The organism is Streptomyces sp. HM190, from assembly GCF_009857135.1.
Lineage (GTDB): Bacteria > Actinomycetota > Actinomycetes > Streptomycetales > Streptomycetaceae > Streptomyces > Streptomyces heilongjiangensis.
On record NZ_CP047318.1, the window covers coordinates 6,233,563 to 6,260,470 of the forward strand.

General features: G+C 71.3%; 22 protein-coding genes. 19 read left to right on the top strand and 3 right to left on the bottom strand.

What is annotated here, in order from left to right:
• Positions 1-27 precede the first annotated feature (27 nt).
• The 3 genes from GSY65_RS26790 to GSY65_RS26800 all read left to right on the top strand — a co-directional run bounded on the left by GSY65_RS26790 (position 28) and on the right by GSY65_RS26800 (position 5,712).
• A complete protein-coding gene (locus GSY65_RS26790; RefSeq protein WP_009327638.1) occupies positions 28-231 on the top strand; it encodes a hypothetical protein in 204 nt (67 codons plus the stop codon).
• Between the two features lie 225 nt (positions 232-456).
• Entirely contained in the window at positions 457-4,074 is a 3,618-nt protein-coding gene (smc, locus tag GSY65_RS26795; RefSeq protein ID WP_159773433.1) for a chromosome segregation protein SMC, read from the top strand.
• A 219-nt stretch (positions 4,075-4,293) separates the two neighbouring features.
• Positions 4,294-5,712: a sugar porter family MFS transporter gene (locus tag GSY65_RS26800; protein ID WP_159773435.1), complete on the top strand. Its 1,419-nt coding sequence runs from the start codon at positions 4,294-4,296 to the stop codon at positions 5,710-5,712.
• A gap of 240 nt (positions 5,713-5,952) precedes the next feature.
• Here GSY65_RS26800 and GSY65_RS26805 read toward each other — a convergent pair whose 3' ends face one another.
• On the bottom strand, positions 5,953-6,924 hold the full coding sequence (locus tag GSY65_RS26805; protein ID WP_159773437.1) for an LLM class flavin-dependent oxidoreductase: 972 nt from the start codon (positions 6,922-6,924) through the stop codon (positions 5,953-5,955).
• 135 nt (positions 6,925-7,059) lie between these two features.
• On the opposite strand from GSY65_RS26805, the gene ftsY reads away from it, so the two are divergent.
• Positions 7,060-8,268 carry a signal recognition particle-docking protein FtsY gene (gene ftsY / locus GSY65_RS26810; protein WP_159773439.1) on the top strand — a complete coding sequence of 403 codons (1,209 nt, stop codon included), beginning with the start codon at positions 7,060-7,062 and terminating at the stop codon, positions 8,266-8,268.
• Between the two features lie 143 nt (positions 8,269-8,411).
• Here ftsY and GSY65_RS26815 read toward each other — a convergent pair whose 3' ends face one another.
• On the bottom strand, positions 8,412-9,062 hold the full coding sequence (locus GSY65_RS26815; protein WP_159773441.1) for a bifunctional DNA primase/polymerase: 651 nt from the start codon (positions 9,060-9,062) through the stop codon (positions 8,412-8,414).
• A gap of 427 nt (positions 9,063-9,489) precedes the next feature.
• Between GSY65_RS26815 and nsdA the strand changes: the two genes are divergently transcribed.
• From nsdA to ffh, 5 genes are all read left to right on the top strand, one after another.
• On the top strand, positions 9,490-10,962 hold the full coding sequence (gene nsdA / locus GSY65_RS26820; RefSeq protein ID WP_159773443.1) for a transcriptional repressor NsdA: 1,473 nt from the start codon (positions 9,490-9,492) through the stop codon (positions 10,960-10,962).
• Between the two features lie 449 nt (positions 10,963-11,411).
• Positions 11,412-12,707, top strand: coding sequence for an ammonium transporter (locus GSY65_RS26825; RefSeq protein ID WP_159773445.1), 1,296 nt, complete (start codon positions 11,412-11,414; stop codon positions 12,705-12,707).
• Positions 12,704-13,042: a P-II family nitrogen regulator gene (locus GSY65_RS26830; RefSeq protein ID WP_003997576.1), complete on the top strand. Its 339-nt coding sequence runs from the start codon at positions 12,704-12,706 to the stop codon at positions 13,040-13,042. The genes GSY65_RS26825 and GSY65_RS26830 overlap by 4 nt, the downstream gene beginning before the upstream one ends.
• Positions 13,043-13,068: 26 nt before the next feature.
• Entirely contained in the window at positions 13,069-15,555 is a 2,487-nt protein-coding gene (locus GSY65_RS26835; protein WP_159773447.1) for a [protein-PII] uridylyltransferase, read from the top strand.
• Between the two features lie 142 nt (positions 15,556-15,697).
• Complete coding sequence (ffh, locus tag GSY65_RS26840; RefSeq protein WP_159773449.1) at positions 15,698-17,260, top strand: signal recognition particle protein; 1,563 nt, start codon at positions 15,698-15,700, stop codon at positions 17,258-17,260.
• 474 nt (positions 17,261-17,734) lie between these two features.
• Here ffh and GSY65_RS26845 read toward each other — a convergent pair whose 3' ends face one another.
• Positions 17,735-18,595: an SAM-dependent methyltransferase gene (locus GSY65_RS26845; protein WP_201452681.1), complete on the bottom strand. Its 861-nt coding sequence runs from the start codon at positions 18,593-18,595 to the stop codon at positions 17,735-17,737.
• Positions 18,596-18,797: 202 nt separating this feature from the next.
• Between GSY65_RS26845 and proS the strand changes: the two genes are divergently transcribed.
• The 10 genes from proS to lepB (GSY65_RS26895) all read left to right on the top strand — a co-directional run bounded on the left by proS (position 18,798) and on the right by lepB (GSY65_RS26895) (position 26,835).
• On the top strand, positions 18,798-20,213 hold the full coding sequence (proS, locus tag GSY65_RS26850; RefSeq protein WP_159773453.1) for a proline--tRNA ligase: 1,416 nt from the start codon (positions 18,798-18,800) through the stop codon (positions 20,211-20,213).
• 259 nt (positions 20,214-20,472) lie between these two features.
• Positions 20,473-21,069: a hypothetical protein gene (locus GSY65_RS26855; protein ID WP_159773455.1), complete on the top strand. Its 597-nt coding sequence runs from the start codon at positions 20,473-20,475 to the stop codon at positions 21,067-21,069.
• A gap of 372 nt (positions 21,070-21,441) precedes the next feature.
• Positions 21,442-21,870 carry a 30S ribosomal protein S16 gene (gene rpsP / locus GSY65_RS26860; protein WP_159773457.1) on the top strand — a complete coding sequence of 143 codons (429 nt, stop codon included), beginning with the start codon at positions 21,442-21,444 and terminating at the stop codon, positions 21,868-21,870.
• A gap of 2 nt (positions 21,871-21,872) precedes the next feature.
• On the top strand, positions 21,873-22,112 hold the full coding sequence (locus GSY65_RS26865; RefSeq protein ID WP_033526925.1) for an RNA-binding protein: 240 nt from the start codon (positions 21,873-21,875) through the stop codon (positions 22,110-22,112).
• A gap of 103 nt (positions 22,113-22,215) precedes the next feature.
• The gene (gene rimM, locus GSY65_RS26870; protein ID WP_159773459.1) at positions 22,216-22,758 is read left to right on the top strand and encodes a ribosome maturation factor RimM; all 543 of its coding nucleotides are present in this window, start codon (positions 22,216-22,218) and stop codon (positions 22,756-22,758) included.
• A complete protein-coding gene (gene trmD / locus GSY65_RS26875) occupies positions 22,758-23,591 on the top strand; it encodes a tRNA (guanosine(37)-N1)-methyltransferase TrmD (RefSeq protein ID WP_159773461.1) in 834 nt (277 codons plus the stop codon). The genes rimM and trmD overlap by 1 nt, the downstream gene beginning before the upstream one ends.
• Positions 23,592-23,724: 133 nt before the next feature.
• Positions 23,725-24,075: a 50S ribosomal protein L19 gene (gene rplS / locus GSY65_RS26880; protein ID WP_053848457.1), complete on the top strand. Its 351-nt coding sequence runs from the start codon at positions 23,725-23,727 to the stop codon at positions 24,073-24,075.
• Between the two features lie 46 nt (positions 24,076-24,121).
• The gene (lepB, locus tag GSY65_RS26885; RefSeq protein WP_159773463.1) at positions 24,122-24,868 is read left to right on the top strand and encodes a signal peptidase I; all 747 of its coding nucleotides are present in this window, start codon (positions 24,122-24,124) and stop codon (positions 24,866-24,868) included.
• Positions 24,861-25,979 (top strand): signal peptidase I, encoded by a 1,119-nt coding sequence (lepB, locus tag GSY65_RS26890; RefSeq protein WP_236580071.1) that lies wholly within the window; start codon positions 24,861-24,863, stop codon positions 25,977-25,979. The genes lepB (GSY65_RS26885) and lepB (GSY65_RS26890) overlap by 8 nt, the downstream gene beginning before the upstream one ends.
• Complete coding sequence (gene lepB, locus GSY65_RS26895; protein WP_236580074.1) at positions 25,945-26,835, top strand: signal peptidase I; 891 nt, start codon at positions 25,945-25,947, stop codon at positions 26,833-26,835. Before lepB (GSY65_RS26890) ends, lepB (GSY65_RS26895) begins: the two co-directional genes overlap by 35 nt.
• Positions 26,836-26,908 lie beyond the last annotated feature (73 nt).

Below are 26,908 nucleotides of genomic sequence, written 5' to 3' on the forward strand. Positions count from 1 at the left end.
GTCACTCATTGTGGAGGACCATCCATCATGGCAAAGGCGCTTCTCGGTTACGTCGGCGGCTCCGACCCGCGACTCCTCGCCGAGATGCGACGGCTCCAGCAGCGTGTCCAGGACCTGGAATCCGAGCTCGTACGGATCCAGGCCGAGAACGACGCACTGACGGCTGCCGCTTCTCACGACTCGCTTATGGAGAGCATCGACGCACACCAGGCGGAGCCTGCGCTCACCTGATCACGCATCGCATCATCGCACCACTACGACAGCAGTGGTCGGACCGCCTGTGTCCACCACCGAGTTGTCAGATCCGCAAGGGACGCCTTCCTGAGGCGTCCCTTCTTTCTTCCCCGGCGCTTCACCGTCATCCCACCCTCTTAACGTCTGATGTGCCCTGCGTGTTCATGGGCGAAACCGCGCGCTCATGGAGTGAGACAAGGCCGAGAGGTAAAGTCCAGCGCCGTGCACCTCAAGGCCCTGACCCTCCGCGGGTTCAAGTCGTTCGCCTCGGCCACCACGCTCCGGTTCGAGCCGGGCATCACCTGCGTCGTCGGGCCGAACGGTTCGGGCAAGTCCAACGTCGTGGACGCGCTCAGCTGGGTCATGGGCGAGCAGGGCGCGAAGTCGCTGCGCGGCGGCAAGATGGAGGACGTCATCTTCGCCGGCACCACCGGCCGTCCCCCGCTCGGCCGCGCCGAGGTGTCCCTGACCATCGACAACTCCGACGGCGCCCTCCCCATCGAGTACTCCGAGGTCACCATCACGCGGATCATGTTCCGCAACGGCGGCAGCGAGTACCAGATCAACGGCGACACGTGCCGCCTCCTCGACATCCAGGAACTCCTGTCCGACTCCGGCATCGGCCGCGAGATGCACGTCATCGTCGGCCAGGGCCAGCTCGACTCCGTGCTGCACGCCGACCCCATGGGCCGCCGTGCCTTCATCGAGGAGGCCGCCGGCGTCCTCAAGCACCGCAAGCGCAAGGAGAAGGCGCTGCGGAAGCTGGACGCCATGCAGGCCAACCTGGCCCGCGTCCAGGACCTCACCGACGAACTCCGCCGCCAGCTCAAGCCCCTCGGCCGCCAGGCCGCGGTCGCCCGTCGCGCCGCCGTCATCCAGGCCGACCTCCGCGACGCCCGCCTGCGCCTCCTCGCCGACGACCTCGTCCGGCTGCGCCAGGCGCTCAGCAACGAGATCGCCGACGAGGCCGCGCTCAAGCAGCGCAAGGAGGCCGCCGAGACGGAGCTGAAGAAGGCGCTCCAGCGCGAGGCGGTCCTGGAGGACGAGGTGCGCCGGCTCACCCCGCGCCTCCAGCGGGCGCAGGAGACCTGGTACGAGCTGTCGCAGCTCGCCGAGCGGGTGCGCGGCACGATCTCCCTCGCCGACGCCCGCGTCAAGAGCGCCACCTCCGCCCCGCCCGAGGAGCGGCGCGGCCGCGACCCCGAGGACATGGAACGCGAGGCCGCCCGGATCCGGGAGCAGGAGGCCGAGCTCGAAGCGGCCCTCGAAGCCGCCGAACGGGCCCTGGAGGACACGGTCGCCCACCGGGCCGACCTGGAGCGTGAGCTGGCCCTGGAGGAGCGGCGCCTGAAGGACGTCGCCCGCTCCATCGCCGACCGCCGGGAGAGCCTCGCCCGCCTCGGCGGCCAGGTCAACGCCGCCCGCTCCCGCGCCGCCTCCGCACGCGCCGAGATCGACCGGCTCGCCGCCGCCCGCGACGAGGCCCAGGACCGTGCCGTCGCCGCGCAGGAGGAGTACGAGGCGCTGAAGGCCGAGGTCGACGGCCTCGACGCCGACGACAGCGAGCTGGCCGAACGGCACGAGGCCGCCAAGCGCGCCCTCGCCGACGCGGAGTCCGCCCTCACCGCCGCCCGCGAGGCGACCACCACCGCCGAGCGCCGCCGCGCCGCCACCCAGGCCCGCCACGAGGCCCTCGCCCTGGGCCTGCGCCGCAAGGACGGCACGGGCGCCCTGCTGGCCGCGAAGGACCGGCTCGGCGGCCTGCTGGGCCCGGCCGCGGAACTGCTGACGGTCACGCCCGGCCACGAGGTCGCCCTGGCGGCCGCGTTCGGCGCGGCGGCCGACGCGATCGCCGTGACCAGCCCCGCGTCCGCCGCCGAGGCCATCCGGCTGCTCCGCAAACAGGACGCCGGCCGGGCCTCCCTGCTGCTGGCGGGAGCGCCGGAGGACCCCGGAGCCCCCCGGAGAGAGGAGACCGGCCCGCACGGTCGCACCGCACCCGCGGACCACGGCCCCGGCGCACTCGCGGCACCCCCCTGCGGCCACTTCGCCACCGACCTGGTCCGGGGCCCCGGCGACCTCATGCCCGCCGTGCGCCGCCTGCTCCACGGCATCGTGGTGGTCGGCACCCTGGAGGACGCCGAGGACCTGGTCTACGCCCGCCCCGACCTCACCGCCGTCACCGCCGAGGGCGACCTGCTCGGCGCCCACTTCGCGCACGGCGGTTCCGCGGGCGCACCCAGCCTCCTGGAGGTGCAGGCCTCAGTCGACGAGGCGGCTGCGGAGCTGGAGGAGCTGGCCGTACGGTGCGAGGAGCTGGCCGAGGCGCAGCAGGCGGCGGTCGCCACACGCCGGGAGCGGGCCGCGCTCGTGGAAGAGCTGGGGGAGCGGCGCCGGGCGGCCGAGCGGGAGAAGTCCGCGGTGGCCCAGCGGCTCGGCCGGCTCGCCGGGCAGGCGCGGGGCGCCGCGGGAGAGGCCGAGCGGTCCACCGCCGCGGCGGCGCGGGCCCAGGAGGCGCTCGACAGGGCCGTCGAGGAGGCCGAGGAGCTGGCCGAGCGGCTGGCCGTGGCCGAGGAGATGCCGGTCGAGGAGGAGCCCGACACCTCCGTACGGGACCGGCTCGCGGCGGACGGGGCCAACGCGCGGCAGACCGAGATGGAGGCCCGGCTCCAGGTGCGCACGCACGAGGAGCGGGTCAAGGGGCTGGCCGGGCGGGCCGACTCGCTGGACCGGGCCGCGCGCGCCGAACGGGAGGCGCGGGCCAGGGCCGAGGAGCGCAGGGCGCGGCTGCGGCACGAGGCGGCCGTCGCCGAGGCCGTCGCCTCCGGCGCCCGGCAGCTGCTCGCTCACGTCGAGGTCTCCCTGGTCCGCGCCGGGCAGGAACGTGCCGCCGCCGACGCCGCCAAGGCACGCCGGGAGCAGGAGCTGGCGCGGGCGCGCACCGAGGGGCGCGATCTCAAGGCAGAGCTGGACAAGCTGACGGACTCGGTGCACCGGGGCGAGGTGCTCGGCGCGGAGAAGCGGCTGCGGATAGAGCAGCTGGAGGCCAAGGCGCTGGAGGAGCTGGGCGTCGAACCGGAGGGCCTGGTCGCGGAGTACGGCCCCGACCAGCCCGTACCCCCGTCACCGCCCGCCGAGGGCGAGGTGCTGCCCGAGGACCCGGAGCACCCCCGCAACCAGCCCAGGACGTTCCACCGCGCCGAGCAGGAGAAGCGGCTCAGGGCGGCCGAGCGGGCGTACCAGCAACTCGGCAAGGTCAATCCGCTGGCGCTGGAGGAGTTCGCGGCCCTGGAGGAACGGCACCAGTTCCTCAGCGAGCAACTGGACGACCTGAAGAAGACCCGCGCCGACCTGCTCCAGGTGGTGAAGGAGGTCGACGAGCGGGTCGAGCAGGTCTTCACCGAGGCCTACTGGGACACCGCGCGGGAGTTCGAAGGGGTCTTCAGCCGGCTCTTCCCGGGTGGCGAGGGGCGGCTGGTCCTCACCGATCCCGACAACATGCTCACCACCGGCGTCGACGTCGAGGCCCGCCCGCCGGGCAAAAAGGTCAAGCGGCTGTCGCTGCTCTCCGGCGGCGAACGCTCGCTGACCGCCGTCGCCATGCTGGTGTCGATCTTCAAGGCGCGGCCCAGCCCGTTCTATGTGATGGACGAGGTCGAGGCGGCGCTCGACGACACCAACCTCCAGCGGCTGATCCGCATCATGCAGGAGCTGCAGGAGGCGTCCCAGCTCATCGTGATCACGCACCAGAAGCGGACGATGGAGGTCGCCGACGCGCTGTACGGCGTGTCGATGCAGGGCGACGGTGTGTCGAAAGTCATCAGCCAGCGGCTGCGTTAACCGTTTTCGAGTCGGGGTAGACGGGGTCCGAGCGCGTGGTTGCCTCGGGCCCCTAACTCTGCTGCCACGGTTGCCATTTCTTCAATACTTGAACTCGATCTTCGGGTCGACTGCCTTCCTGTGGATAGTTTTCGTCCTTCGACCCCGTCTTGACTTCGAAACTTGAAGGCATAGTCTCTGCAACGTTGTTCTTACCTTCAGAGCGGAAGGTCCCCCCACGTGACCAGCACAGCGCAGGCATCCACGACAGGAGCCCGGGCAACCCATCCCGAGCACCTCTCGCACGTGATCTTCATCGCGGCGGCGGCCGCCATGGGCGGTTTCCTCTTCGGCTACGACAGCGCCGTGATCAACGGTGCCGTCGAAGCCGTCAGGGACCGCTACGACGTCGGCTCCACGGCCCTGGCCCAGGTGATCGCCATCGCGCTGATCGGCTGTGCCGTCGGCGCGGCCACCGCCGGCCGCATAGCCGACCGCATCGGCCGCATCCGCTGCATGCAGATCGCGGCGGCCCTCTTCACGGTCAGCGCCGTCGGCTCCGCGCTGCCCTTCGCGCTGTGGGACCTCGCCTTCTGGCGCGTCGTCGGCGGCTTCGCCATCGGCATGGCCTCGGTGATCGGCCCCGCCTACATCGCCGAGGTCGCCCCGCCCGCCTACCGTGGCCGGCTCGGCTCCTTCCAGCAGGCCGCGATCGTCGTCGGCATCGCCGTGTCCCAGCTGGTCAACTGGGGGATCCTCAACGCGGCCGACGGCGATCAGCGCGGTGAGCTGCTGGGCCTGGAGGCCTGGCAGGTCATGCTCGGCGTCATGGTCGTCCCGGCCGTCCTCTACGGCCTGCTCTCCTTCGCCATCCCCGAGTCCCCCCGCTTCCTGATCTCCGTCGGGAAGCACGTGCGCGCCCGTCAGGTGCTCGCCGAGGTCGAGGGCGACGGCGTCGACCTGGACGCGCGGGTCGCCGAGATCGAGTCGGCCATGCGGCGCGAGCACAAGTCGTCCTTCAAGGACCTGCTCGGCGGCAGCCTGCTGTTCAAGCCGATCGTGTGGATCGGTATCGGCCTGTCGGTGTTCCAGCAGTTCGTCGGCATCAACGTCGCCTTCTACTACTCCGCGACGCTGTGGCAGTCCGTGGGTGTCGACCCGACCGAGTCGTTCTTCTACTCCTTCACGACGTCGATCATCAACATCGTCGGCACGGTCATCGCGATGATCTTCGTGGACCGCGTCGGCCGCAAGCCGCTCGCCCTCATCGGCTCCGTCGGCATGGTCCTCGGCCTCGCCCTGGAGGCCTGGGCCTTCTCCTACGACCTCGTCGACGGCAGGCTCCCGGCGACCCAGGGCTGGGTCGCCCTGATCGCCGCCCATGTCTTCGTCCTGTTCTTCGCCCTGTCGTGGGGCGTGGTCGTCTGGGTCATGCTCGGCGAGATGTTCCCGAACAGGATCCGCGCCGCCGCCCTGGGCGTGGCCGCCTCCGCGCAGTGGATCGCCAACTGGGCCATCACCGCGAGCTTCCCGTCCCTGGCCGACTGGAACCTCTCCGTGACCTACGTGATCTACACGGTGTTCGCCGCGCTCTCCATCCCCTTCGTCCTGAAGTTCGTCAAGGAGACGAAGGGCAAGTCGCTGGAGGAGATGGGCTGAGACGCCGGCCCCCGAACCCGAGGAGCAGGGCCAAGTCCCCGCTGCCCCCGCTCCTCGTACCCCGCCGCCGCCCCGGCCCGACCACTGAGCGGACCGGGGCGGCGGTGTGCCCGTGCTCGGCGGACGGTCAGCGGTCCAGACGGTGTGCCCGCACTGCTGCGACGGTCAGCCGTCCAGGCGCTGTACCCGCACCGGGCGGACGGCCAGCCGCTCGCCGGTGTGCCCGCACCGCTGCGACGGTCAGCCGCCCAGCCGGGGCAGCACCCGCTCGGCGAACAGCCGCAGCCCCCGCCACCCCTCCTCCACCGGCATCCCGCCCGCGAGCGGATGCAGGACGTAGCTGTCGAGGCCCAGCGCCACGCACTCGTCCGGCGTGACGATCCGGTACACGCCCTCGGCGCGCAGCTCGTCCACCGTCGTCGCCCCCGACCGCACGGCCGACCGGATCCCGGCCGACTGCCACGAGGCGTACGTCCGCGCCTCGTGCAGGAAGTGCCCGCCGTACTCGGCCCACGCCCGGTCCGGGTCCTCCGCCACGTGCAGCAGCGGAGTCTCGGCCGCGGGCATCATCGTCCAGCCCTCGGTGCCGTACTCCACGAGCCGCTCCTTGTAGTACGCCTCCAGCTCCGGCAGGCGCGCGCTGGGGAAGAAGGGCAGCCCGAGCCGGGCCGCCCGCCGGGCCGCGGCCTTCGACGAGCCGCCGACCAGCAGCAGCGGATGCGGCTCGGTGGCCGGCCGGGGAGTGACGCGGACCGTGCGCCCCCGGTAGGTGAAGGGCTCACCGGTCCATGCCCGCAGCAGGGTCTCCAGCACCTCGTCCTGGAGTCTCCCCCTGCTCTTCCAGTCCACGTCGAACTGGGCGTACTCCTCCGGCCGGTACCCGATGCCCGCCACCGTCACCAGCCGCCCGCCGCTGACCAGGTCCAGGACGGCGATCTCCTCGGCCAGCCGCAGCGGGTCGTGGAGCGGGCCGATCACCGCCGACACGGTCACCGTGATCCGTCGCGTCGCCCCGAACACCGCGCCCGCGAACACGAACGGCGCCGGCAGCCAGTTGTTCTCGACGCCGTGGTGCTCCTCCGTCTGCACGGTGCTGACGCCCTGCTCGTCGGCGTACGCCGCCATCTCCACGGCGGCCCGGTAGCGGGCCCTCAGCGCGGCGCGCGTGGCGCCGGGCTCGACCAGGTTGAAACGGACGACCGTGACGGGCATGGCGACCCCCTTCGGACGGATGTGGAGGCGGACGTTAGCTGACGCATCGTCAGGGAGCCAGGGGTGTGGCGGGCCGGTGCGGCCCCGTACGGCGACCGAACGCGGCGGGGGGTGGTCGCGCATACTGGTCCCGTTATGGAAATCGTCATCCTTGCTGTAGTCATCGCCGTGGTCGTGCTCGGCGTGCTGGGCGGGCTCGTCGTCGGCAGTCGCAGGAAGAAGCCGCTGCCCCCGGCGCCCCCCACGGCACCCGACATCACCGCGCCCCCGGCCGAGCCGCACGTCGGCGACGAGGCCGAGACCCCGCGCGACGAACCGCGCCGAACGATCGAGGAGGTGGACCTCCCGGACGCCACGGCGACGGCGCCCGTCGCCGTCGAGGAACCCCCGGTCGTGGAGGTTCCCGCGATCGAGGTCCCGGAGCCGACCGCCGGCCGGCTGGTCCGGCTGCGCGCCCGGCTCTCCCGCTCGCAGAACGCGCTCGGCAAGGGGCTGCTGACCCTGCTGTCGCGCGAGCACCTCGACGACGAGACCTGGGAGGAGATCGAGGACACCCTTCTCACCGCCGACGTCGGCGTCCAGCCCACCCAGGAGCTGGTCGAGCGGCTGCGTGAGCGTGTCAGGGTGCTCGGCACCCGCACCCCGGCCGAGCTGCGCTCCCTGCTGCGCGAGGAGCTGCTCAAGATCCTCGTCCCCGAGTTCGACCGCGCGGTCAACACCGACTCGCCGCTCGACACGCCGGGCATCGTGATGGTCGTCGGCGTCAACGGCACCGGCAAGACCACCACCACCGGCAAGCTGGCCCGCGTCCTCGTCGCCGACGGCAAGAACGTCGTCCTGGGCGCCGCCGACACCTTCCGCGCCGCCGCCGCCGACCAGCTCCAGACCTGGGGCGAGCGCGTCGGCGCCCGGACGGTGCGCGGTCCGGAGGGCGGCGACCCGGCCTCCATCGCCTTCGACGCCGTCAAGGAGGGCATCGAGGAGGGCGCCGACGTCGTCCTGATCGACACCGCCGGCCGGCTGCACACCAAGACCGGCCTCATGGACGAGCTCGGCAAGGTCAAGCGGGTCGTCGAGAAGCACGCCCCGCTCGACGAGGTACTGCTCGTCCTCGACGCCACCACCGGCCAGAACGGTCTGGTCCAGGCCCGCGTCTTCGCCGAGGTCGTCGACATCACCGGCATCGTCCTCACCAAGCTGGACGGCACCGCAAAGGGCGGCATCGTCATCGCGGTCCAGCGGGAGCTGGGCGTCCCCGTCAAGCTCGTCGGCCTCGGAGAGGGCGCGGACGATCTGGCGCCGTTCGAGCCGGAGGCGTTCGTCGACGCCCTGATCGGCGACTGACCCTCACCGGACACGGACGTCCGTCGGCCGTCCTGACGAAAGCGCCCGCCCCCAGGTGCATTGGGGGACGGGCGCTTCGCCGTTCCACGGGGAGCCCGGCGCCTCTCGTGTCCGCGGGGGCGGCGGACCGGTGGTCGACGGGGCTACACCCGCGACCGGTGTGCCACGTACGCCAGGGTGCCCAGCAGCAGTCGCGCGGCCGGCGGTCTCGTCGCCGCGTCGAGGGCGGGGGAGCGGAGCCAGCGGGCGGGGCCGAGCCCGCCGCGGTCGGAGGGCGGGGCCGTGATGTGGGCGCCCGGCCCGAGACCGCGCAGGTCGAGGGCGGACGGGTCGTCCCAGCCCAGGCGGTAGAGCAGCTCCGGCAGCTCGGCGGCGGCACCGGGGGCGACCAGGAAGTGGGCGCGGCCCTCAGGGGTGGCGATCACCGGCCCGAGCGGCAGGCCCATACGTTCCAGCCGGGCCAGCGCGTGCCGCCCGGCGGACTCGGCGACCTCGATCACGTCGAACGAGCGGCCGACCGGCAGCATGATCGAGGCGCCGGGATGCCCGGCCCAGGCCTCGCTCACCTCGTCGAGGGTGGCGCCCGCGCGGACCGGGGGAGCGAAGTCGAGGGGGTGCGCGCCGGGCGCGCGACACGTCGTCCTGCCGCAGGAACAGGCGCCCGAGACCGCCCGCGCGCCGGGGACGACGTCCCATCCCCAGAGGCCGGTGAACTCGGCCACCGCCGTGCAGTCCGAGGAACGGCCGCGCCGCCCAGATCGCAACTCGCGAATGCCGCCGATCGTGAAGCCCATGCCCCCTCCAACGGGTCCGGCGCGCCGGTGGTTACGTGGCGGAGGCGAGTCGTGACGCTCCGTCCCCGCCCGGGGTGGCGCACTGCGGCACCCCCGGGTGGTGCGGCCGGAGCGCGCGCCCTTGAATGCATCGCTCCGCCGACCCCCGGCCGTCATGTGTCAAGTGAATCGCGTCCGCGGGACCGTTAGTTCATTCGAAGGGGTGGCGAATGGTGGCGTTTCTGGAATCGCCGTGGCCGGACGCGTGATCGTGGGATTACTTTGAGTGCACGGATCCTGGGGATGCACGCACTCGCGGGTATGCCGGAGGCAAGTCGTCTTTCCGTTCGAGGGGTGACAACGGACGGACGTACGGCGCGGTAACCGGCATTCTGGTAGGGCTTGGCGCACACAGCGCACAAGTGGTTTCAGGGATGGGGGCGTTCCAGTGGGCGGCAACGGCGGAAGCGGTACGAACGCTGAGAAGCGCCCGAACGAACTGCTGGGTTCGTGGTTCGTCCGCAGCGGCTGGTCCAAGGGCGAGCTGGCTCGTCAGGTGAACCGACGCGCCCGCCAGCTCGGGGCCAACCACATCTCCACCGACACCTCCCGCGTCCGGCGCTGGCTCGACGGGGAGAACCCGCGCGAGCCGATCCCGCGGATCCTGTCCGAGCTGTTCTCCGAGCGCTTCGGCTGTGTCGTCGCCGTCGAGGACCTGGGGCTGCGCGTCGCGCACCAGGCGCCCTCCGTCTCCGGCGTCGACCTGCCCTGGACGGGACCGCAGACCGTGGCGCAGATCAGTGAGTTCTCGCGCAGCGACCTGATGCTGGCGCGACGCGGCTTCCTCGGGAACTCCCTGTCCCTGGCCGCGGGCCCGGCCCTCATCGAGCCGATGCAGCGCTGGCTCGTCCCCACGCTGCCCGCCCCCCGCACCGAGCCGGAACCCTCCGCCGCGCGCCGCGGCGGCCGCCTGTCCAAACCCGAGCTGGACCTCCTGGAGTCCACCACGGTGATGTTCCGGCAGTGGGACGCCCAGTGCGGCGGCGGCCTGCGCCGCAAGGCGGTCGTCGGCCAGCTGCACGAGGTGACCGACCTCCTCCAGGAACCCCAGCCCGAGGCCACCACCCGTCGCCTGTTCAAGGTCGCCGCCGAACTGGCCGAACTGGCCGGCTGGATGAGCTACGACATCGGCCTCCAGCCCACCGCCCAGAAGTACTTCGTCCTCGCCCTGCACGCGGCGAAGGAAGCGGGCGACAAGCCCCTCGGCTCGTACATCCTCTCCAGCATGAGCCGCCAGATGATCCACCTCGGCCGGCCCGACGACGCGCTCGAACTGATCCACCTCGCCCAGTACGGCAGCCGCGACTGCGCCAGCCCGCGCACCCAGGCGATGCTGTATGCGATGGAGGCCCGCGCCTACGCCAACATGGGGCAGCCCGGCAAGTGCAAGAGGGCCGTCCGGATGGCCGAGGACACCTTCGCCGACGCCGAGGAATGGGACGACCCGGACCCCGACTGGATCCACTTCTTCAACGAGGCCGAGCTGCACGGCGAGAACAGCCACTCCTACCGCGACCTCGCCTACGTCGCCGGCCGCAGCCCCACGTACGCCTCCCTGGCCGAGCCCGTGATGCGCCGCGCGGTCGAACTCTTCGCGGCGGACACCGACCACCAGCGGTCGTACGCGCTCAACCTGATCGGCATGGCCACGGTCCATCTGCTGCAACGTGAACCCGAACAGGGCGCAGACCTGGCGCAGCAGGCCATGACCGTCGCCAGGAAGGTCCGCTCGGAGCGCCTCAACACCCGCATCCGGAAGACCGTCGACACGGCCGTACGCGATTTCGGCGACCTCGCCGAGGTCATCGAGCTCACCGACCAGCTCGCCGTGCACCTCCCGGAGACCGCGGAAGCGGTCTGACCCGGCCCGCCCCGCCCACCGCGAGGGCCCCCGACTCCGGCCGCGGCCGGCCATCCCTACTGCCCGACTCGGCTCCCCCATGCCAGGTCATCGGATGGCCGCCGCGGCCGGTCCTCCAAACGGCACACGCGAAGCCGATGCGCCGCCGGCTCCCCGCCGCGACCGGTGCGTCGTCCCCCGCACGGCCCACCGCCGGAGTTCCATCGGATACGAAGCGGCCCCCGCCGGGTCACCCGCAGGGGCCGGGCCCCGCGCGGCCCCAATCCGCCGTGACCCACGTTTCACCCGCCCGTAACGCGACATGCGGGTTCGTCACGCGCGGGAAACAATTCCCATCTCCCCGTGAAACGGTGCTGCGTCAGTCTCCTCAGCACAGTCGGCCCTCCCCGATAGCTCCCCCAGGCTTCAGCATCCGCACGGGCCGTTCCGACCATGAGGAGATACCGGCATTGAACGGCACAGATACCGGATTCGTATTGATCAGCGCGGCACTCGTCATGGTGATGACGCCGGGCCTCGCGCTCTTCTACGGCGGCATGGTCCGGGCCAAGAGCGTGCTGAACATGCTGATGATGTCCTTCATCTCGCTGGGCATCGTCAGCATCCTGTGGGTGTTGTTCGGCTACTCGCTCGCCTTCAGCGGTGACGTCGGGCACTTCATCGGCAACCTCGACGCCATCGGCCTCAAGGGCATCGACGTCACGAGCACCGTCGACAGCTTCGTCACCAACGCCAAGGGCGAACCGCACAAGATCGCCGCGTTCTCGTTCATCCTCTTCCAGATGCTCTTCGCGGTGATCACCCCGGCCCTGATGAGCGGCGCCCTCGCCGACCGCGTCAAGTTCAGCGCCTGGATGGTCTTCGTGACGTTCTGGGTCACCCTGGTGTACTTCCCGGTCGCGCACTGGGTCTGGGCGCCCGGCGGCTGGCTCTTCGACATGGGCGTCATCGACTTCGCCGGCGGTACCGCGGTCCACATCAACGCCGGTATCGGCGCGCTCGCCGCGGTCCTCGTCGTGGGCAAGCGGATCGGCTTCAGGAAGGACCCGATGCGGCCGCACAGCCTGCCGCTGGTCCTGATCGGCACCGCCCTGCTGTGGTTCGGCTGGTTCGGCTTCAACGCCGGTTCGTGGCTCGGCGTCGACGGCACCACCGCCCGCATGGCCGTCAACACGCAGATCGCGACCGCCGCGGCCATCATCGGCTGGCTGATCTACGAGCGCATCCGCCACGGCGCGTTCACCACCCTCGGTGCCTGCTCCGGCGCCGTCGCCGGCCTCGTCGCGATCACCCCGTCCGGCGGTCACGTCAACGCCTTCGGCGCCATCCTCATCGGTGTCGTCGCCGGTGCCGTCTGCTCCTGGGCCGTCAGCCTCAAGTACAAGCTCGGCTACGACGACTCCCTCGACGTCGTCGGCGTCCACCTGGTCGGCGGTGTCATCGGCACCCTGCTGGTCGGCTTCCTCGCCACCGACGGCGTGGGCGGCCTCGACCAGTTCGGCAAGCAGGCCACCGGAGCCTTCTCCGTCATGGGCTACACCTTCGTGGTGACGTTCGTCATCGCCCTCGTCATCCAGAAGACGATCGGCTTCCGCGCCTCCGAGGAGGACGAGATCACCGGCGTCGACCAGACCCAGCACGCCGAGACCGCGTACGACTTCAGCTCGGCCGCCGGCTCGCACATCTCCACCGGCGCCACGAGCACCGTCGCCGCCGCCACCCAGAGCAAGAAGGTCGAGGCATGAAGCTGATCACCGCCGTCGTCAAGCCGCACCGGCTCGACGAGATCAAGGAAGCGCTGCAGGCCTTCGGGGTGCACGGACTCACGGTCACCGAGGCCAGTGGGTACGGTCGGCAGCGGGGACACACCGAGGTGTACCGCGGCGCCGAGTACACGGTGGACCTGGTTCCCAAGATCCGGATCGAGGTGCTGGCCGAGGACGACGACGCCGAGCAGCTGATCGACGTCATCGTCAAGGCAGCCCGCACCGGCAAGATCGGTGACGGCAAGGTCTGGTCCCTCCCGGTCGAGACGGCTGTACGGGTCCGGACGGGCGAGCGCGGCCCGGACGCGCTCTGACCGCACGGAAGAACAGGAGTCGCTGGGTGACGAGTACGAACGTACGCACGGATGCAGAGGACTCGGGACCCAGCGGCTACGCGGCGGCCCGGCTGCGCCTCCTCCAGCAGGAGGCGCGGTCCGGGCCGCCGCGCCGTGCCGCCCTCGCCGAGCTGACCGACGACTGGCTCGCCGGACTCTTCGGGGCGGGCGCCGGCGAACTGCGCGGGGTCTCCCTCGTCGCCGTCGGAGGCTACGGGCGCGGCGAGCTGTCCCCCCGCAGCGACCTCGATCTGCTGCTCCTGCACGACGGGTCCGACGAGAAGGCCGTGGCCGCTCTCGCCGACCGCGTCTGGTACCCGGTCTGGGACCTGGGGCTCGCCCTCGACCACTCGGTCCGCACCCCCGCCGAGGCCCGCAGGACCGCCGCCGACGACCTCAAGGTGCAGCTGGGGCTGCTGGACGCCCGGCACCTCGCCGGTGACCTCGGGCTCACCGCGGGACTGCGCACCGCCGTCCTCGCCGACTGGCGCAACCAGGCGCCCAAACGCCTCCCCGAGCTGCAGGAGCTGTGCGCAGAGCGGGCCGAGCGGCAGGGGGAGCTGCAGTACCTCCTCGAACCCGACCTGAAGGAGGCACGCGGCGGGTTGCGGGACGCCACCGCCCTGCGCGCGGTCGCCGCCTCCTGGCTCGCCGACGCCCCGCGCGAAGGGCTCGCCGACGCCCGGCGCCGCCTCCTCGACGTACGGGACGCGCTGCACCTCACCACCGGGCGCGCCACCGACCGGCTCGCGCTCCAGGAGCAGGACCAGGTCGCGGCCGACCTGGGGCTGCTGGACGCCGACACCCTGCTGCGCCAGGTGTACGAGGCCGCGCGGGTGATCTCGTACGCCAGCGATGTCACCTGGCGTGAAGTGGGGCGCGTGCTGCGTTCGCGCGCCGTGCGGCCACGGCTGCGCGCCATGTTGGGCGGCGGGAAGCCGGTCGCCGAGCGGTCCCCGCTGGCCGAGGGTGTGGTCGAACAGGACGGCGAGGTCGTGCTCGCGCGCGCCGCCCGGCCCGAACGCGACCCGGTGCTGCCGCTGCGCGCCGCCGCCGCGGCGGCCCAGGCCGGACTGCCGCTGTCCCTGCACGCCGTACGGCGGCTCGCGGCCACCGCCCGCCCGCTGCCCACGCCCTGGCCCGCCGAGGCCAGGGAGCAGCTGGTCACCCTGCTGGGGTCCGGGCGGCCGACCGTCGACGTCTGGGAGGCCCTGGAGGCCGAGGGCCTCATCACGCGCCTGCTGCCCGACTGGGAGCGCGTCCGCTGCCGCCCGCAGCGCAACGCCGTCCACATCTGGACCGTCGACCGGCACCTCATCGAGACCGCCGTGCGCGCCTCCGCGCTGACCCGCCGGGTCCACCGGCCCGACCTCCTCCTCGTCGCCGCGCTGCTGCACGACATCGGCAAGGGCTGGCCCGGCGACCACTCCGTGGCCGGGGAGATCATCGCCAAGGACGTGGCGGCCAGGATCGGCTTCGACCACGAGGACGTGGCCGTGCTCTCCACCCTCGTCCGGCACCACCTGCTGCTCGTCGACACCGCCACCCGGCGCGACCTGGAGGACCCGGCCACCGTGCGGTCCGTGGCCGAGGCCGTCGGGTCGCCGGGCACCCTCGAACTCCTGCACGCCCTCACCGAGTCCGACGCGCTGGCGACCGGGCCGGCCGCCTGGTCGTCGTGGCGGGCCTCGCTCGTGTCCGACCTGGTCCAGCGGGTCGCCGCGCTGTTCGCGGGGGAGGTCCCGGAGGAGCCGGAGCCCGCCGCGCCCACCGCGGAGCAGGAGCGGCTCGCCATCGAGGCGTTCCGCACCGGCGGGCCCGTGCTGTCGCTGCGCGCGCAGACGGAGACGCCGGCGGACGACAAGGTCGACGAGGACAACAAGGGCGACAAGCACGACAGGAACGAGAAGGCCGACCCGGAGCCGCTCGGCGTGGAGCTCCTGATCGCCGTGCCCGACCAGCCGGGCGTCCTGCCCGCCGTCGCCGGTGTCCTCGCCATGCACCGGCTCACGGTGCGCACGGCGGAGCTGCGGGCGCTCGACCTGCCGGACGACGTCGAGGGCTCCGCCCTGCTGCTGGACTGGCGGGTCGCCGCCGAGTACGGCTCGCTGCCCCAGGCGGCCCGGCTCCGCGCCGACCTCGTACGAGCCCTGGAGGGCTCGCTGGACATCGCGGGACGGCTCGCCGAACGCGACGCCGCCTACCCGCGGCGGCGGGGCGTGGTCGCGCCCCCGCCGCGCGTCACGGTGGCCGCGGCCGCCTCCCGGCACGCCACCGTCATCGAGGTCCGCGCCCAGGACGCGCCCGGTCTGCTGCACCGCATCGGGCGGGCGCTGGAGGACGCGCGCGTGCGGGTGCGCAGCGCGCACGTCAGCACCCTCGGCGCGAACGCGGTGGACGCCTTCTACGTCACCGGCCGTGACGGCGCCCCCCTTCCGGGCGACGAGGCGGCCTCCGTGGCGCGGAAACTGGAGGAGACGCTGCGCGGCTGAACCACGGGGTCACGGGGCCGCGACCTGCTCCGTGACCCCGGGCGGGGGACCGTTGTCCACAGGGGTGGAGACCCGACCACACCCAGACAGATACCCTGGAGGGCACGTCAGACTGCCCCCGACTCCGAGGACCGACACCGCCGTGTTCGATACGCTCTCCGATCGCCTCTCAGCGACTTTCAAGAACCTGCGTGGCAAGGGGCGCCTCTCCGAGGCGGACATCGACGCCACGGCACGCGAGATCCGCATCGCCCTCCTCGAGGCGGACGTGGCGCTGCCGGTCGTCCGGGGTTTCATCAAGAACGTCAAGGAGCGGGCGCTCGGCGCCGAGGTCTCCAAGGCGCTGAACCCCGCCCAGCAGGTCCTCAAGATCGTCAACGAGGAGCTGGTCGGGATCCTCGGCGGCGAGACCCGCCGCCTGCGCTTCGCCAAGAACCCGCCGACCGTGATCATGCTCGCGGGTCTCCAGGGCGCCGGTAAGACCACCCTCGCGGGCAAGCTCGGCCGGTGGCTGAAGGAGCAGGGGCACTCCCCGCTGCTGGTCGCCTGTGACCTCCAGCGGCCGAACGCGGTGAACCAGCTGAGCGTGGTCGCCGAGCGCGCGGGCGTGGCGGTCTACGCCCCCGAGCCGGGCAACGGCGTCGGTGACCCGGTCAAGGTCGCCAAGGACTCCATCGAGTTCGCGAAGTCGAAGGTCCACGACATCGTGGTCGTCGACACCGCCGGTCGCCTGGGCATCGACCAGGAGATGATGCAGCAGGCGGCGGACATCAGGGACGCCGTCTCCCCGGACGAGATCCTCTTCGTCGTCGACGCGATGATCGGTCAGGACGCGGTCAACACCGCCGAGGCCTTCCGCGACGGCGTCGGCTTCGACGGCGTGGTGCTCTCCAAGCTCGACGGTGACGCCCGCGGTGGTGCCGCCCTGTCGATCCGCCAGGTCACCGGCAAGCCGATCATGTTCGCGTCGAACGGTGAGAAGCTCGACGACTTCGACCAGTTCCACCCGGACCGGATGGCCTCCCGCATCCTCGACATGGGTGACCTGCTCACCCTGATCGAGCAGGCGGAGAAGACCTTCAGCCAGGAAGAGGCCGCCAAGATGGCCTCCAAGCTGGCGTCCAAGAAGGGCCAGGACTTCACCCTCGACGACTTCCTGGCCCAGATGGAGCAGGTCAGGAAGATGGGCAGCATCAGCAAGCTGCTCGGCATGCTGCCCGGCATGGGTCAGATCAAGGACCAGATCAACAGCATCGACGAGCGCGACGTCGACCGCACCGCCGCGATCATCAAGTCGATGACCCCAGGCGAGCGCCAGGACCCGACGATCATCAACGGCTCCCGCAGGGCCCGTATCGCCAAGGGCTCCGGTGTCGAGGTCAGCGCGGTGAAGAACCTGGTCGAGAGGTTCTTCGAAGCCCGCAAGATGATGTCCCGCATGGCCCAGGGCGGCGGCATGCCGGGGATGCCGGGCATCCCCGGCATGGGCGGCGGCCCCGGCCGGTCCAAGAAGCAGCCCAAGAGGGCCAAGGGCAAGCAGCGCTCCGGCAACCCGATGAAGCGCAAGCAGCAGGAGCAGGAGGAGGCCGCCCGCCGGGCGGCCGCCGCCCAGGGTGGCGGTCCGGGCGGTGCCTTCGGGCTGCCGGGCCAGCAGGCCGGGCAGGACTTCGAACTGCCGGACGAGTTCAAGAAGTTCATGGGCTGACCGGTCGTCCGCGGTCGACCGGTCAGCCCGCGTTCGCGGCCGTGCACGGTCCGGGTCGCACCCATGCCACTGGGGGCGTCCTCCGCTCGGAGGACGCCCCCAGTGGCATGTCAGGAGTGGCGGCGGGCGCCGCGCGGTCGGCCGGGGGGTGTGGCCGGGCGCGCGGCGCCCGTGCCGTGCGTGGACGGCACATTCGTGGTGGTCGGTATCCGAACCGAGTGCGTGTTTCGGCCGGACGGTGCGTCGGGCTATGAGGATGGTCCTTCACTCGGCGCAGCGAGAGATGCCCTGTCCCGCTTTCTCCACACCATTCACACGTGCATCGGCCGAAAGTGTCGAAGACCTTCTCAGTGCGGGCGCTTCTCGGCCGCAAGCCCTTCCCGGCGAAGCCCTGACCGGCGAATGCCCTTCTCGGCCGAGAACGCCACGGCCGAGAACCTCTCCGCGCACCAGTGCCGGGACCGTCCCCGCGCCTCAGGGCGTCCGCGCGATCAGGTACCGGAACACGTTCGGCATCCACACCGTGCCGTCCTGGCGGCGGTACGGGTGCAGGGCCTCGGTCAGTTCCTTGTTCACCTGGACCTGGTCCGTGGCCGTGATCGCCGCGTCGAACAGTCCCGTCGACAGCAGCCCCCGCACCGCGTTGTCCATGTTCGCGTAGCCGAAGGGGCAGGCCACGCGCCCGGAGCCGTCCGGCCTGAGGCCGGCCCGCCGGGCGACTTCCTCCAGGTCGTCCCGCAGCGCGAGGCGCCGGCCTCCGCCGCCGCGCAGGGGCTCTGCCAGCTTGGCGGCGACGCTGAGCACCGTGGAGGTCGCGCAGCGCTCGGGAGGACCCCATCCCGCGAGGACCACCGGGGTGCCGCGCCCGGTGAGCGGGGTCGCGCGGGCCAGCAGCTCACCCAGACCCTCGGTGTCCCCGGCCCGACAGCCGACGGGCTCGAAGGCGGTCACCACGTCGTACGGGGGAGTGCCGGTGATCCCGGCCGCGTCCTCGGGGGCGCCCTCCACGACGCGGGCGTCGGCACGCGCGTGCGCGCCCCGTCCCCGCGGCAGCAGCCGCTCCCGCGCGAGAGCCGTCCTCTCGGGCGACGACCCGTCGACACCGGTGACCGCGGCGCCCCGCGACGCCGCCATCAGCAGTGCCAGCCCCGACCCGCAGCCGAGGCCCAGCAGCCGGGTGCCGGTGCCCACGTCGAGCCGGCGGTAGACCGCCTCGTACAGCGGGACCAGCATCCGTTCCTGGATCTCGGCCCAGTCACGCGCGCGTGCACACCGGTCCACACGGGGTGCGGCCCCCGCGCGTGGCAGTTGCTGCCGCACGAGCGTAGGTGTCATATCGAAAGCGCCCCAATCCGCCGAGAGTCGTCTCCGTGCCCGTTTTCAGGGCCCCCGTGACAGTGCGCTCGCACTCTCCCCGTATGCCAGATAACTCCGCACCCGGCGCGCCGTCCAGGGGGCGTGGACACCGGCTTGCGGACTGTCCGGGCGTGGATAAAAGAATTCACGTCCCCGCAAAGTGCCCCCGTACGATCGCGCCATGGCAAAAGCACCCGTTCTCACCCCCCGGGCCGACGACTTCCCGCGCTGGTACCAGGACCTGATCGCCAAGGCGGAACTGGCCGACAACGGTCCGGTGCGCGGCACCATGGTCATCCGACCGTACGGGTACGGGCTCTGGGAGCGGATGCAGCAGGAGATGGACACCCGCATCAAGGAGACGGGCACGCAGAACGCGTACTTCCCCCTCCTGATCCCGCAGTCCTACCTGACCAGGGAGGCCGAGCACGTCGAGGGCTTCGCTCCCGAACTGGCGGTCGTGACGCACGGCGGCGGCAAGGACCTGGAGGAGCCCGCGGTGGTCCGCCCCACCTCCGAGATGATCATCAACGAGTACTTCTCGAAGTGGGTGCAGAGCTACCGCGACCTCCCCCTGCTGATCAACCAGTGGGCCAACGTGGTCCGCTGGGAGCTGCGGCCCCGACTGTTCCTGCGCACCACCGAATTCCTCTGGCAGGAGGGCCACACGGCGCACGCGACGTACGAGGAGGCACGCGACTTCGCCGCGCACATCCACCGGCACGTCTACGAGGACTTCATGGTGAACGTCCTCGCGATGGACGTCGTCCCCGGACGCAAGACCGTCAAGGAGCGGTTCGCGGGCGCCGTCAACACCCTCACGCTCGAAGGCATGATGGGCGACGGCAAGGCCCTCCAGATGGCCACCAGCCATGAGCTGGGCCAGAACTTCGCCAAGGCCTTCACCACCCAGTACCTGTCGAAAGAGGGCAGGCAGGAGCTCGTCTGGCAGACCTCCTGGGGCTCCACCACCCGCATGATCGGCGCGCTGGTGATGATGCACGGCGACGACAACGGTCTGCGGGTCCCGCCGCGCCTCGCCCACATCCAGGCCGTCGTCCTCGCGATCAAGGGCGACGACGCGGTTCTGGCCAAGGTGCGCGAGATCGGCGACCGGCTGCGGGCCGCGGGCGTGCGCGTCCACGTGGACGACCGCACGGACGTCCCGTTCGGCCGCCGCGCCGTCGACTGGGAGCTCAAGGGCGTCCCCGTCCGCGTCGAGGTCGGCCCCCGCGACCTGGAGAACGGCACCGCTATGCTCGCCCGCCGCATCCCCGGCGGCAAGGAGGCGGTCGCCCTCGACTCCCTCGCCGGTCTGCTGCCCGCGATCCTGGAGGAGGACCAGGCGCTGCTGCTGAGGCAGTCGCGCGAGCGCCGGGAGTCCCGTACGACCGAGGTGTCGACGATCGGCGAGGCCGTCGAGGTCGCCGGTGCCGGCGGCTGGGCGCGCATCCCCTGGTCCACCCTCGGCGAGGAGGGCGAGGCGGAGCTCGCGGAGCACGCCGCGGGCGTACGGTGTCTGGTCGCCGACGACGGGTCGGTGCCCGACTCCTACGACGCACCCGGTAACGTCGCGGTCGTGGCGCGCGCTTACTAGAGCGATCCGTTCCGTCGCGAGAGCGACCGAAACGCCCCTTGCGCATCCGGCGACCTCAGGTGTCCCGGCGTGCGGACTTCGTCTACGCGCCGGGACTACGTGTCACTACGTACCGCCTTGCGTGGAGCTGCGAGGCTTCTCCGCAGATCAGCGCACCCGCCCTCGTCGGGACGCACTAGCGGCAACTGACGGGTACGTGCAAATTATTTGGGATGCCCCGGAATCGGAACACAGGGGCACTCAGGCTCGTTGTCATTACGTGAGCACGACACAGACACCACCCGTTCTCGCCGCAGAACTGGCGCAGGCGTGGGCCGACATTCAGCGGTACCACCCCGAACTGCCGGATCTTGCCGCCCCCGAGTCCCTGATCGGGGAGTCGTCGTCCGCATGCGGACACGAACTCTCCTTCGAGCGACTGCTCCATGAGGCAGTCCATGGCATCGCCGCCGCCCGCGGAGTCCGCGACACCTCCCGCGCCGGCCGCTACCACAACCGGAGGTTCCTCGCGATCGCCGAGGAACTGGGTCTCGACCACCCCGACGAACCGCATCCCAGCAGCGGCTTCTCGCTGGTCACCCTCAACCCCGAGGCGAAGCGTCGCTACCGCCCGACCATCGAGAAACTGCAGCGCGCCCTCAAGGCCCACACGGCGGCCACCTCCGCCGACACGGCCCGCAGCTTCCGGGGCCCCGCCGCCCGCCACGGCTCCTCCGGCGGAGGCGTGAGGGTCAAGGCGGTCTGCGACTGCGGACGCAACGTCCGGGTCGTCCCCTCCGTACTCGCCCAGGCCCCCATCGTCTGCGGCGGCTGCGGAAAGCCCTTCCGGATCCCGGAGGTCGTGGGCGCGGCGTGACGCGACGACGAACTGAACGGACGGCTGCTCGTGGCGGCCGTACCAGTGAGTCGTACGTCGAGCCGTACCTGGGGCCCCACATCGAGTCGCGCGTGGAGGGTGCCGTCCCGGCGGCACCCTCCACGCGCCGGTGAGTGCGACGCGCCCCTGGGGCGGTGTGCCGCTCCGGCACGGCCGCACGCGCACGGCCGCACGCGCCCCCTCGCGGCAAGCGCCGCCCGCGGGGTGTGGCAGAATGGACAGCTGTACTCGACAGCCGCACAGGACCCCTCTCTCCTCCGGCTGACGCGTCCATCGGGCACTCGGGTACCGCAACCCCACGCGGCTCTCTCGCCGTGCCCAACCACGTCAAATCCAGGAGAACCCACTCCCGTGGCAGTCAAGATCAAGCTGAAGCGTCTGGGCAAGATCCGTTCGCCTCACTACCGCATCGTCGTCGCCGACTCCCGTACCCGTCGTGACGGTCGTGCGATCGAGGAGATCGGCAAGTACCACCCGACGTACAACCCCTCGGTCATCGAGGTCGACGCGGACCGTGTCGCCTACTGGCTGGGTGTCGGCGCGCAGCCGACCGAGCCCGTGCTCGCCATCCTGAAGAAGACCGGCGACTGGCAGAAGTTCAAGGGCGAGCCCGCTCCGGCGCCGCTCCTCGTGGCCGAGCCGAAGTCCACGCGCCCGTCGTTCGAGTCCCTCGGCGGCGACGACGAGGGCAAGGGTGAGGCGATCACCCAGAAGAAGAAGGCTGAGAAGAAGGACGAGGCCGCGGCCGAGTCCTCTTCGACTGAGTCGACCGAGGCCTGAGCATGCTCGAGGAGGCTCTCGAGCACCTCGTCAAGGGCATCGTCGACTACCCCGACGACGTACAGGTCGCCTCGCGCAACCTCCGTCGCGGGCGCGTCCTCGAGGTCCGGGTCCACCCCGACGACCTCGGCAAGGTGATCGGCCGCAACGGCCGTACCGCCCGCGCCCTGCGCACCGTCGTGGGTGCCATCGGCGGCCGCGGCGTCCGTGTCGACCTCGTCGACGTGGACCACGTCCGCTGACGCAGTTCGCAGCACCGGCTCGGGCCGGGGAAGGCCATCGAGCCGTCCCCGGCCCGACGTCGTACGGTCGTCCGGACCGTCCGATCACAGGAGATCAAGCACAGTGCAGCTGGTAGTCGCACGGATCGGCCGCGCCCACGGCATCAAGGGCGAGGTCACCGTCGAGGTACGTACCGACGAGCCGGAGCTGAGGCTCGCGCCCGGCGCCGTACTGGCCACCGACCCCGCCGAGACGGGGCCCCTCACCATCGAGACCGGCCGGGTGCACAGCGGCCGCCTCCTGCTGCGCTTCGAGGGCGTCACCGACCGCAACGCGGCGGAGGCGCTGCGCAACACCCTGCTGATCGCCGAGGTGGACCCGGAGGAACTCCCCGAGGAAGAGGACGAGTACTACGACCACCAGTTGATCGACCTCGACGTGGTCACCAAGGACGGGGCCGAGGTCGGCCGGATCACCGAGATCTCGCACCTGCCCTCCCAGGACCTCTTCATCGTCGAACGGCCCGACGGCAGCGAGGTGATGATCCCCTTCGTCGAGGAGATCGTCACCGAGATCGACCTCCGGGAACAGCGCGCGGTCATCGACCCGCCGGCCGGACTGATCGACGACCGCGCGGAGATCGCGTCGTCGCGGGACGAGGCCTGATGCGACTCGACGTCGTCACGATCTTCCCCGAGTACCTCGACCCCCTGAACGTCTCCCTCGTCGGCAAGGCACGCACGCGTGGACAGCTGGACGTTCACGTGCACGATCTGCGCTCCTGGACGTACGACCGGCACAACACCGTCGACGACACGCCGTACGGCGGCGGCCCCGGCATGGTCATGAAGACCGAACCCTGGGGCGACGCGCTGGACTCCGTCCTGGCCGACGGCTACGAGACCGGCGCCCGCCGGCCCGCCCTCATCGTCCCCACCCCGAGCGGCCACCCCTTCACCCAGACCCTCGCCGTCGAACTCTCCGAGCGCCCATGGCTGGTCTTCACCCCGGCCCGCTACGAGGGCATCGACCGCCGCGTCATCGACGAGTACGCCACCCGGATGCCCGTGTACGAGGTGTCCATCGGCGACTACGTGCTCGCCGGCGGCGAGGCGGCCGTCCTCGTCATCACGGAGGCCGTCGCCCGTCTGCTGCCCGGCGTCCTCGGCAACGCCGCCTCCCACCAGGACGACTCCTTCGCGCCCGGCGCCATGGCCAACCTCCTGGAGGGCCCGGTCTACACCAAGCCGCCGGAGTGGCGCGGCCGGGACATCCCCGACGTGCTGCTCAGCGGCCACCACGGCAGGATCGCGCGCTGGCGCCGGGACGAGGCACTGAGGCGCACCACGGCCAACCGGCCCGACCTCATCGAGCGCTGCGACCCCAAGGCCTTCGACAAGAAGGACCGGGAGATGCTCTCCATCCTGGGCTGGGCCCCCGACCCCGAGGGTGAGCCCCACGGCCGATTTTGGCGTCGGCTGGAGGGCGTGGAACAATAGGCCGCTGTTGTGCGTCGTCCGGCGTGCGCCCCTGCCACAGGGGGACACGACGCCCGCCCCGACACGGACAGCTCCTCCTGGAAAACCTAGCTCCCGCCTATGACCTGTGGCATGGGCGAAGAAAGCAGACGCAATGTCTCACCTGCTCGACTCCGTCGACTCCGCGTCGCTGCGCAGCGACATCCCGGCCTTCCGTCCGGGTGACACCGTCAACGTCCACGTCCGCGTCATCGAGGGCAACCGCTCCCGTGTGCAGCAGTTCAAGGGCGTGGTGATCCGTCGCCAGGGCGCCGGTGTCCGCGAGACCTTCACGGTCCGCAAGGTCTCGTTCTCCGTCGGCGTCGAGCGCACCTTCCCGGTGCACACCCCGATCGTCGAGAAGATCGAGCTCGTCACCCGCGGTGACGTCCGTCGCGCCAAGCTGTACTACCTGCGCGAGCTGCGCGGCAAGGCTGCGAAGATCAAGGAGAAGCGCGAGAACTGAGCGCGCGCTCACGTGTCACGGAGGGGCCGGATACGATCTGGCCCCGATGGACACCGAGGCACAGCAGCACATGGAGCGCGACCGCTCCCCCCGCCCTTCCGAAGCCGGGACGTCATCCGTCCCGGCCGGTTCCGAGCAGAACTCGGACACGGAGCGGCCGGAGGGGCGGTCGCGTTTCGCATGGGTGGGCCGCGCCGCCGAGTCCGTTCCGGGTGGGCGATACACCCTGGCCGTACTGATCTGCCTGCTTTTCCTGACGCTCTTCAGCAACTTCGTGATGCAGCCGTTCCAGATTCCGAGCAGCTCCATGGAGCGTTCATTGAGGATCGGGGACCGCGTTCTCGTAAATAAGTTGGCGTACCGTTTCGGTTCTGAGCCGCGGCGAGGTGACGTCGTCGTCTTCGACGGCACCGGCTACTTCGGGAACGCCGACTACATCAAGCGCGTTGTCGGCGTGGGGGGAGATCGGGTGGTCTGCTGCGACCAGGAGGGGAGGCTTGAGGTGAACGGCCGGTCGGTCGACGAGTCGTCGTTTCTGTACCCGGGGGACAGCCCGTCGAGCGTGCCCTTCGACGTGGTCGTACCCGAGGGGCGCCTGTTCCTCCTCGGCGACCACCGCGGCGACTCCAGCGACTCCCGCGACCACCTGGGCTCCCCGGGCGGCGGCATGATCCCCCTCGACGCCGTGATCGGCCGGGCCGACTGGATCGCCTGGCCCGCGGACCACTGGACGCGTCTGCACCGCCCCGACGCCTACGGGCGCGTGCCCGCCGCCGGCGGTGCGCATGGGTAACCGTGGCAGGCCCCGCGGTGCCGTCGGCGCCCCGTCCGACAATCTGCTGCCCACCGGCAGCCGGCGAGCCGGCGGTGCCGCGCGGCCGAGCCGGGTCGAGCGGCGCAAGCTCGCCCGCAAGATCAAACGGCGCAGGCGCCGCTCGGCGGTCAAGGAGATCCCGCTCCTCGTCGGCGTCGCCGTCCTGATAGCGCTGGTCCTGAAGACCTTCCTCGTCCAGGCGTTCGTGATCCCGTCGGGCTCCATGGAGCAGACGATCCAGATCGGCGACCGCGTCCTGGTCGACAAGCTCACCCCGTGGTTCGGCTCGAAACCGACCCGGGGGGACGTCGTCGTCTTCAAGGACCCGGGCGGCTGGCTGGAGGACGAGCAGACCACGGCCACGACCGAGGACCCCATCGTCATCAAGCAGATCAAGGAGGGTCTGCAGTTCATCGGACTGCTCCCGTCCGACGACGAGAAGGACCTGATCAAACGGGTCGTCGCGGTCGGCGGCGACACCGTCAAGTGCTGCGACCTCCAGGGCCGCGTCACCGTCAACGGCATGCCGCTGGACGAGACGGCCTATGTGCACCCGGGCAACAGACCCTCCACCCAGGAGTTCCAGGTCACCGTCCCCCAGGGACGGCTCTGGGTCATGGGCGACCACCGCGAGAATTCGGCCGATTCTCGCGCCCACCAGTCGGACGACTCCAAGACGGCCCAGTTCAGCGGTACGGTCCCCATGGACTCCGTCGTCGGCAGAGCCGTGGTCATCGCCTGGCCGGTCGGCCACTGGGGGCAGTTGGAGGAGCCTGACACGTTCTCCGCCGTGCCCAGCGGGTCGACCACCGTCCTCGGCGCTTCGCATAGGGTGGCCCCCGCGGATCGAAACGGATTGATCCCCCTCCCGACCCCTGCGGAACTCCCGCTCGTTATGGGAGTGGTGGGCCTGCACCGGATGTGGCGCGGGCGGCGGTACGGCGTGAGGAGTGGATGTGGGGGATTTGGCGGTCGGCGCACGGTCCGGGCACGGTGGTTCCGAGGAGCGGCCCGAGCAGTCCGACGAGGCGGCTTCCCCGGCCGCGGAGAACGCCGTGGGTCCCGAGGGTTCCGTATCCGACGGGAGTGACCACCCGGACGGGACGGACGGCGGGGAAGGCGCCCGGACCTCGACGGACGACGGCGAGCAGAACCGGACTCCCAAGAAGAAACAGCGCTCCTTCTGGAAGGAACTGCCGATCCTCGTCGGGATCGCGCTGGTCCTCGCGCTGTTGATCAAGACCTTCCTGGTCCAGGCGTTCTCCATCCCGTCGGACTCGATGCAGAACACCCTCCAGGAGGGCGACCGGGTCCTGGTGGACAAGCTCACCCCCTGGTTCGGCTCCGAGCCGGAGCGCGGCGAGGTCGTCGTCTTCCACGACCCGGCCGGCTGGCTCCAGGGCGAGCCCACTCTGGAGCCCAACCCCGTGCAGCGGGTCCTCGGCTGGATCGGCCTGATGCCGTCCGCGGAGGAGAAGGACCTGATCAAGCGGGTCATCGGCGTCGGCGGTGACACCGTGGAGTGCAAGGGCACGGGCCCCCTGAAGGTCAACGGCAAGGCGCTGAACGAGCCGTACGTGTACCCGGGCAACACCCCCTGCACCGTCGACGACACCGGCGGCCAGTTCAAGGTGAAGGTACCCGAGGGCAAAATCTGGGTCATGGGTGACCACCGGCAGAACTCGCTGGACTCCCGCTACCACCAGAACGACAAGAACGACGGCATGGTCCCCGTGGACCACGTCGTCGGCCGCGCCATCGTGGTCGCCTGGCCGCCCACCCGCTGGTCCACGCTGCCGATTCCCGACACCTTCGACCAGAACCTGAGCGCCGCCGCCCCCGGCGCGCTCGGTCTCGCGGGCGCGGTTCCGCTGGTGCTGTGGCGTCGGCGCCGTCTCCTCGCGGCCGAGAGCCCGAGGGTTTCTGGCACGGGTACCGCCCGGTAGGGTGCCGTCCCAGATCGCCGATCATCCGTGGCTCCGTACGGCGCCCGGGCGATCGAATCTCCGACCTGGGGGA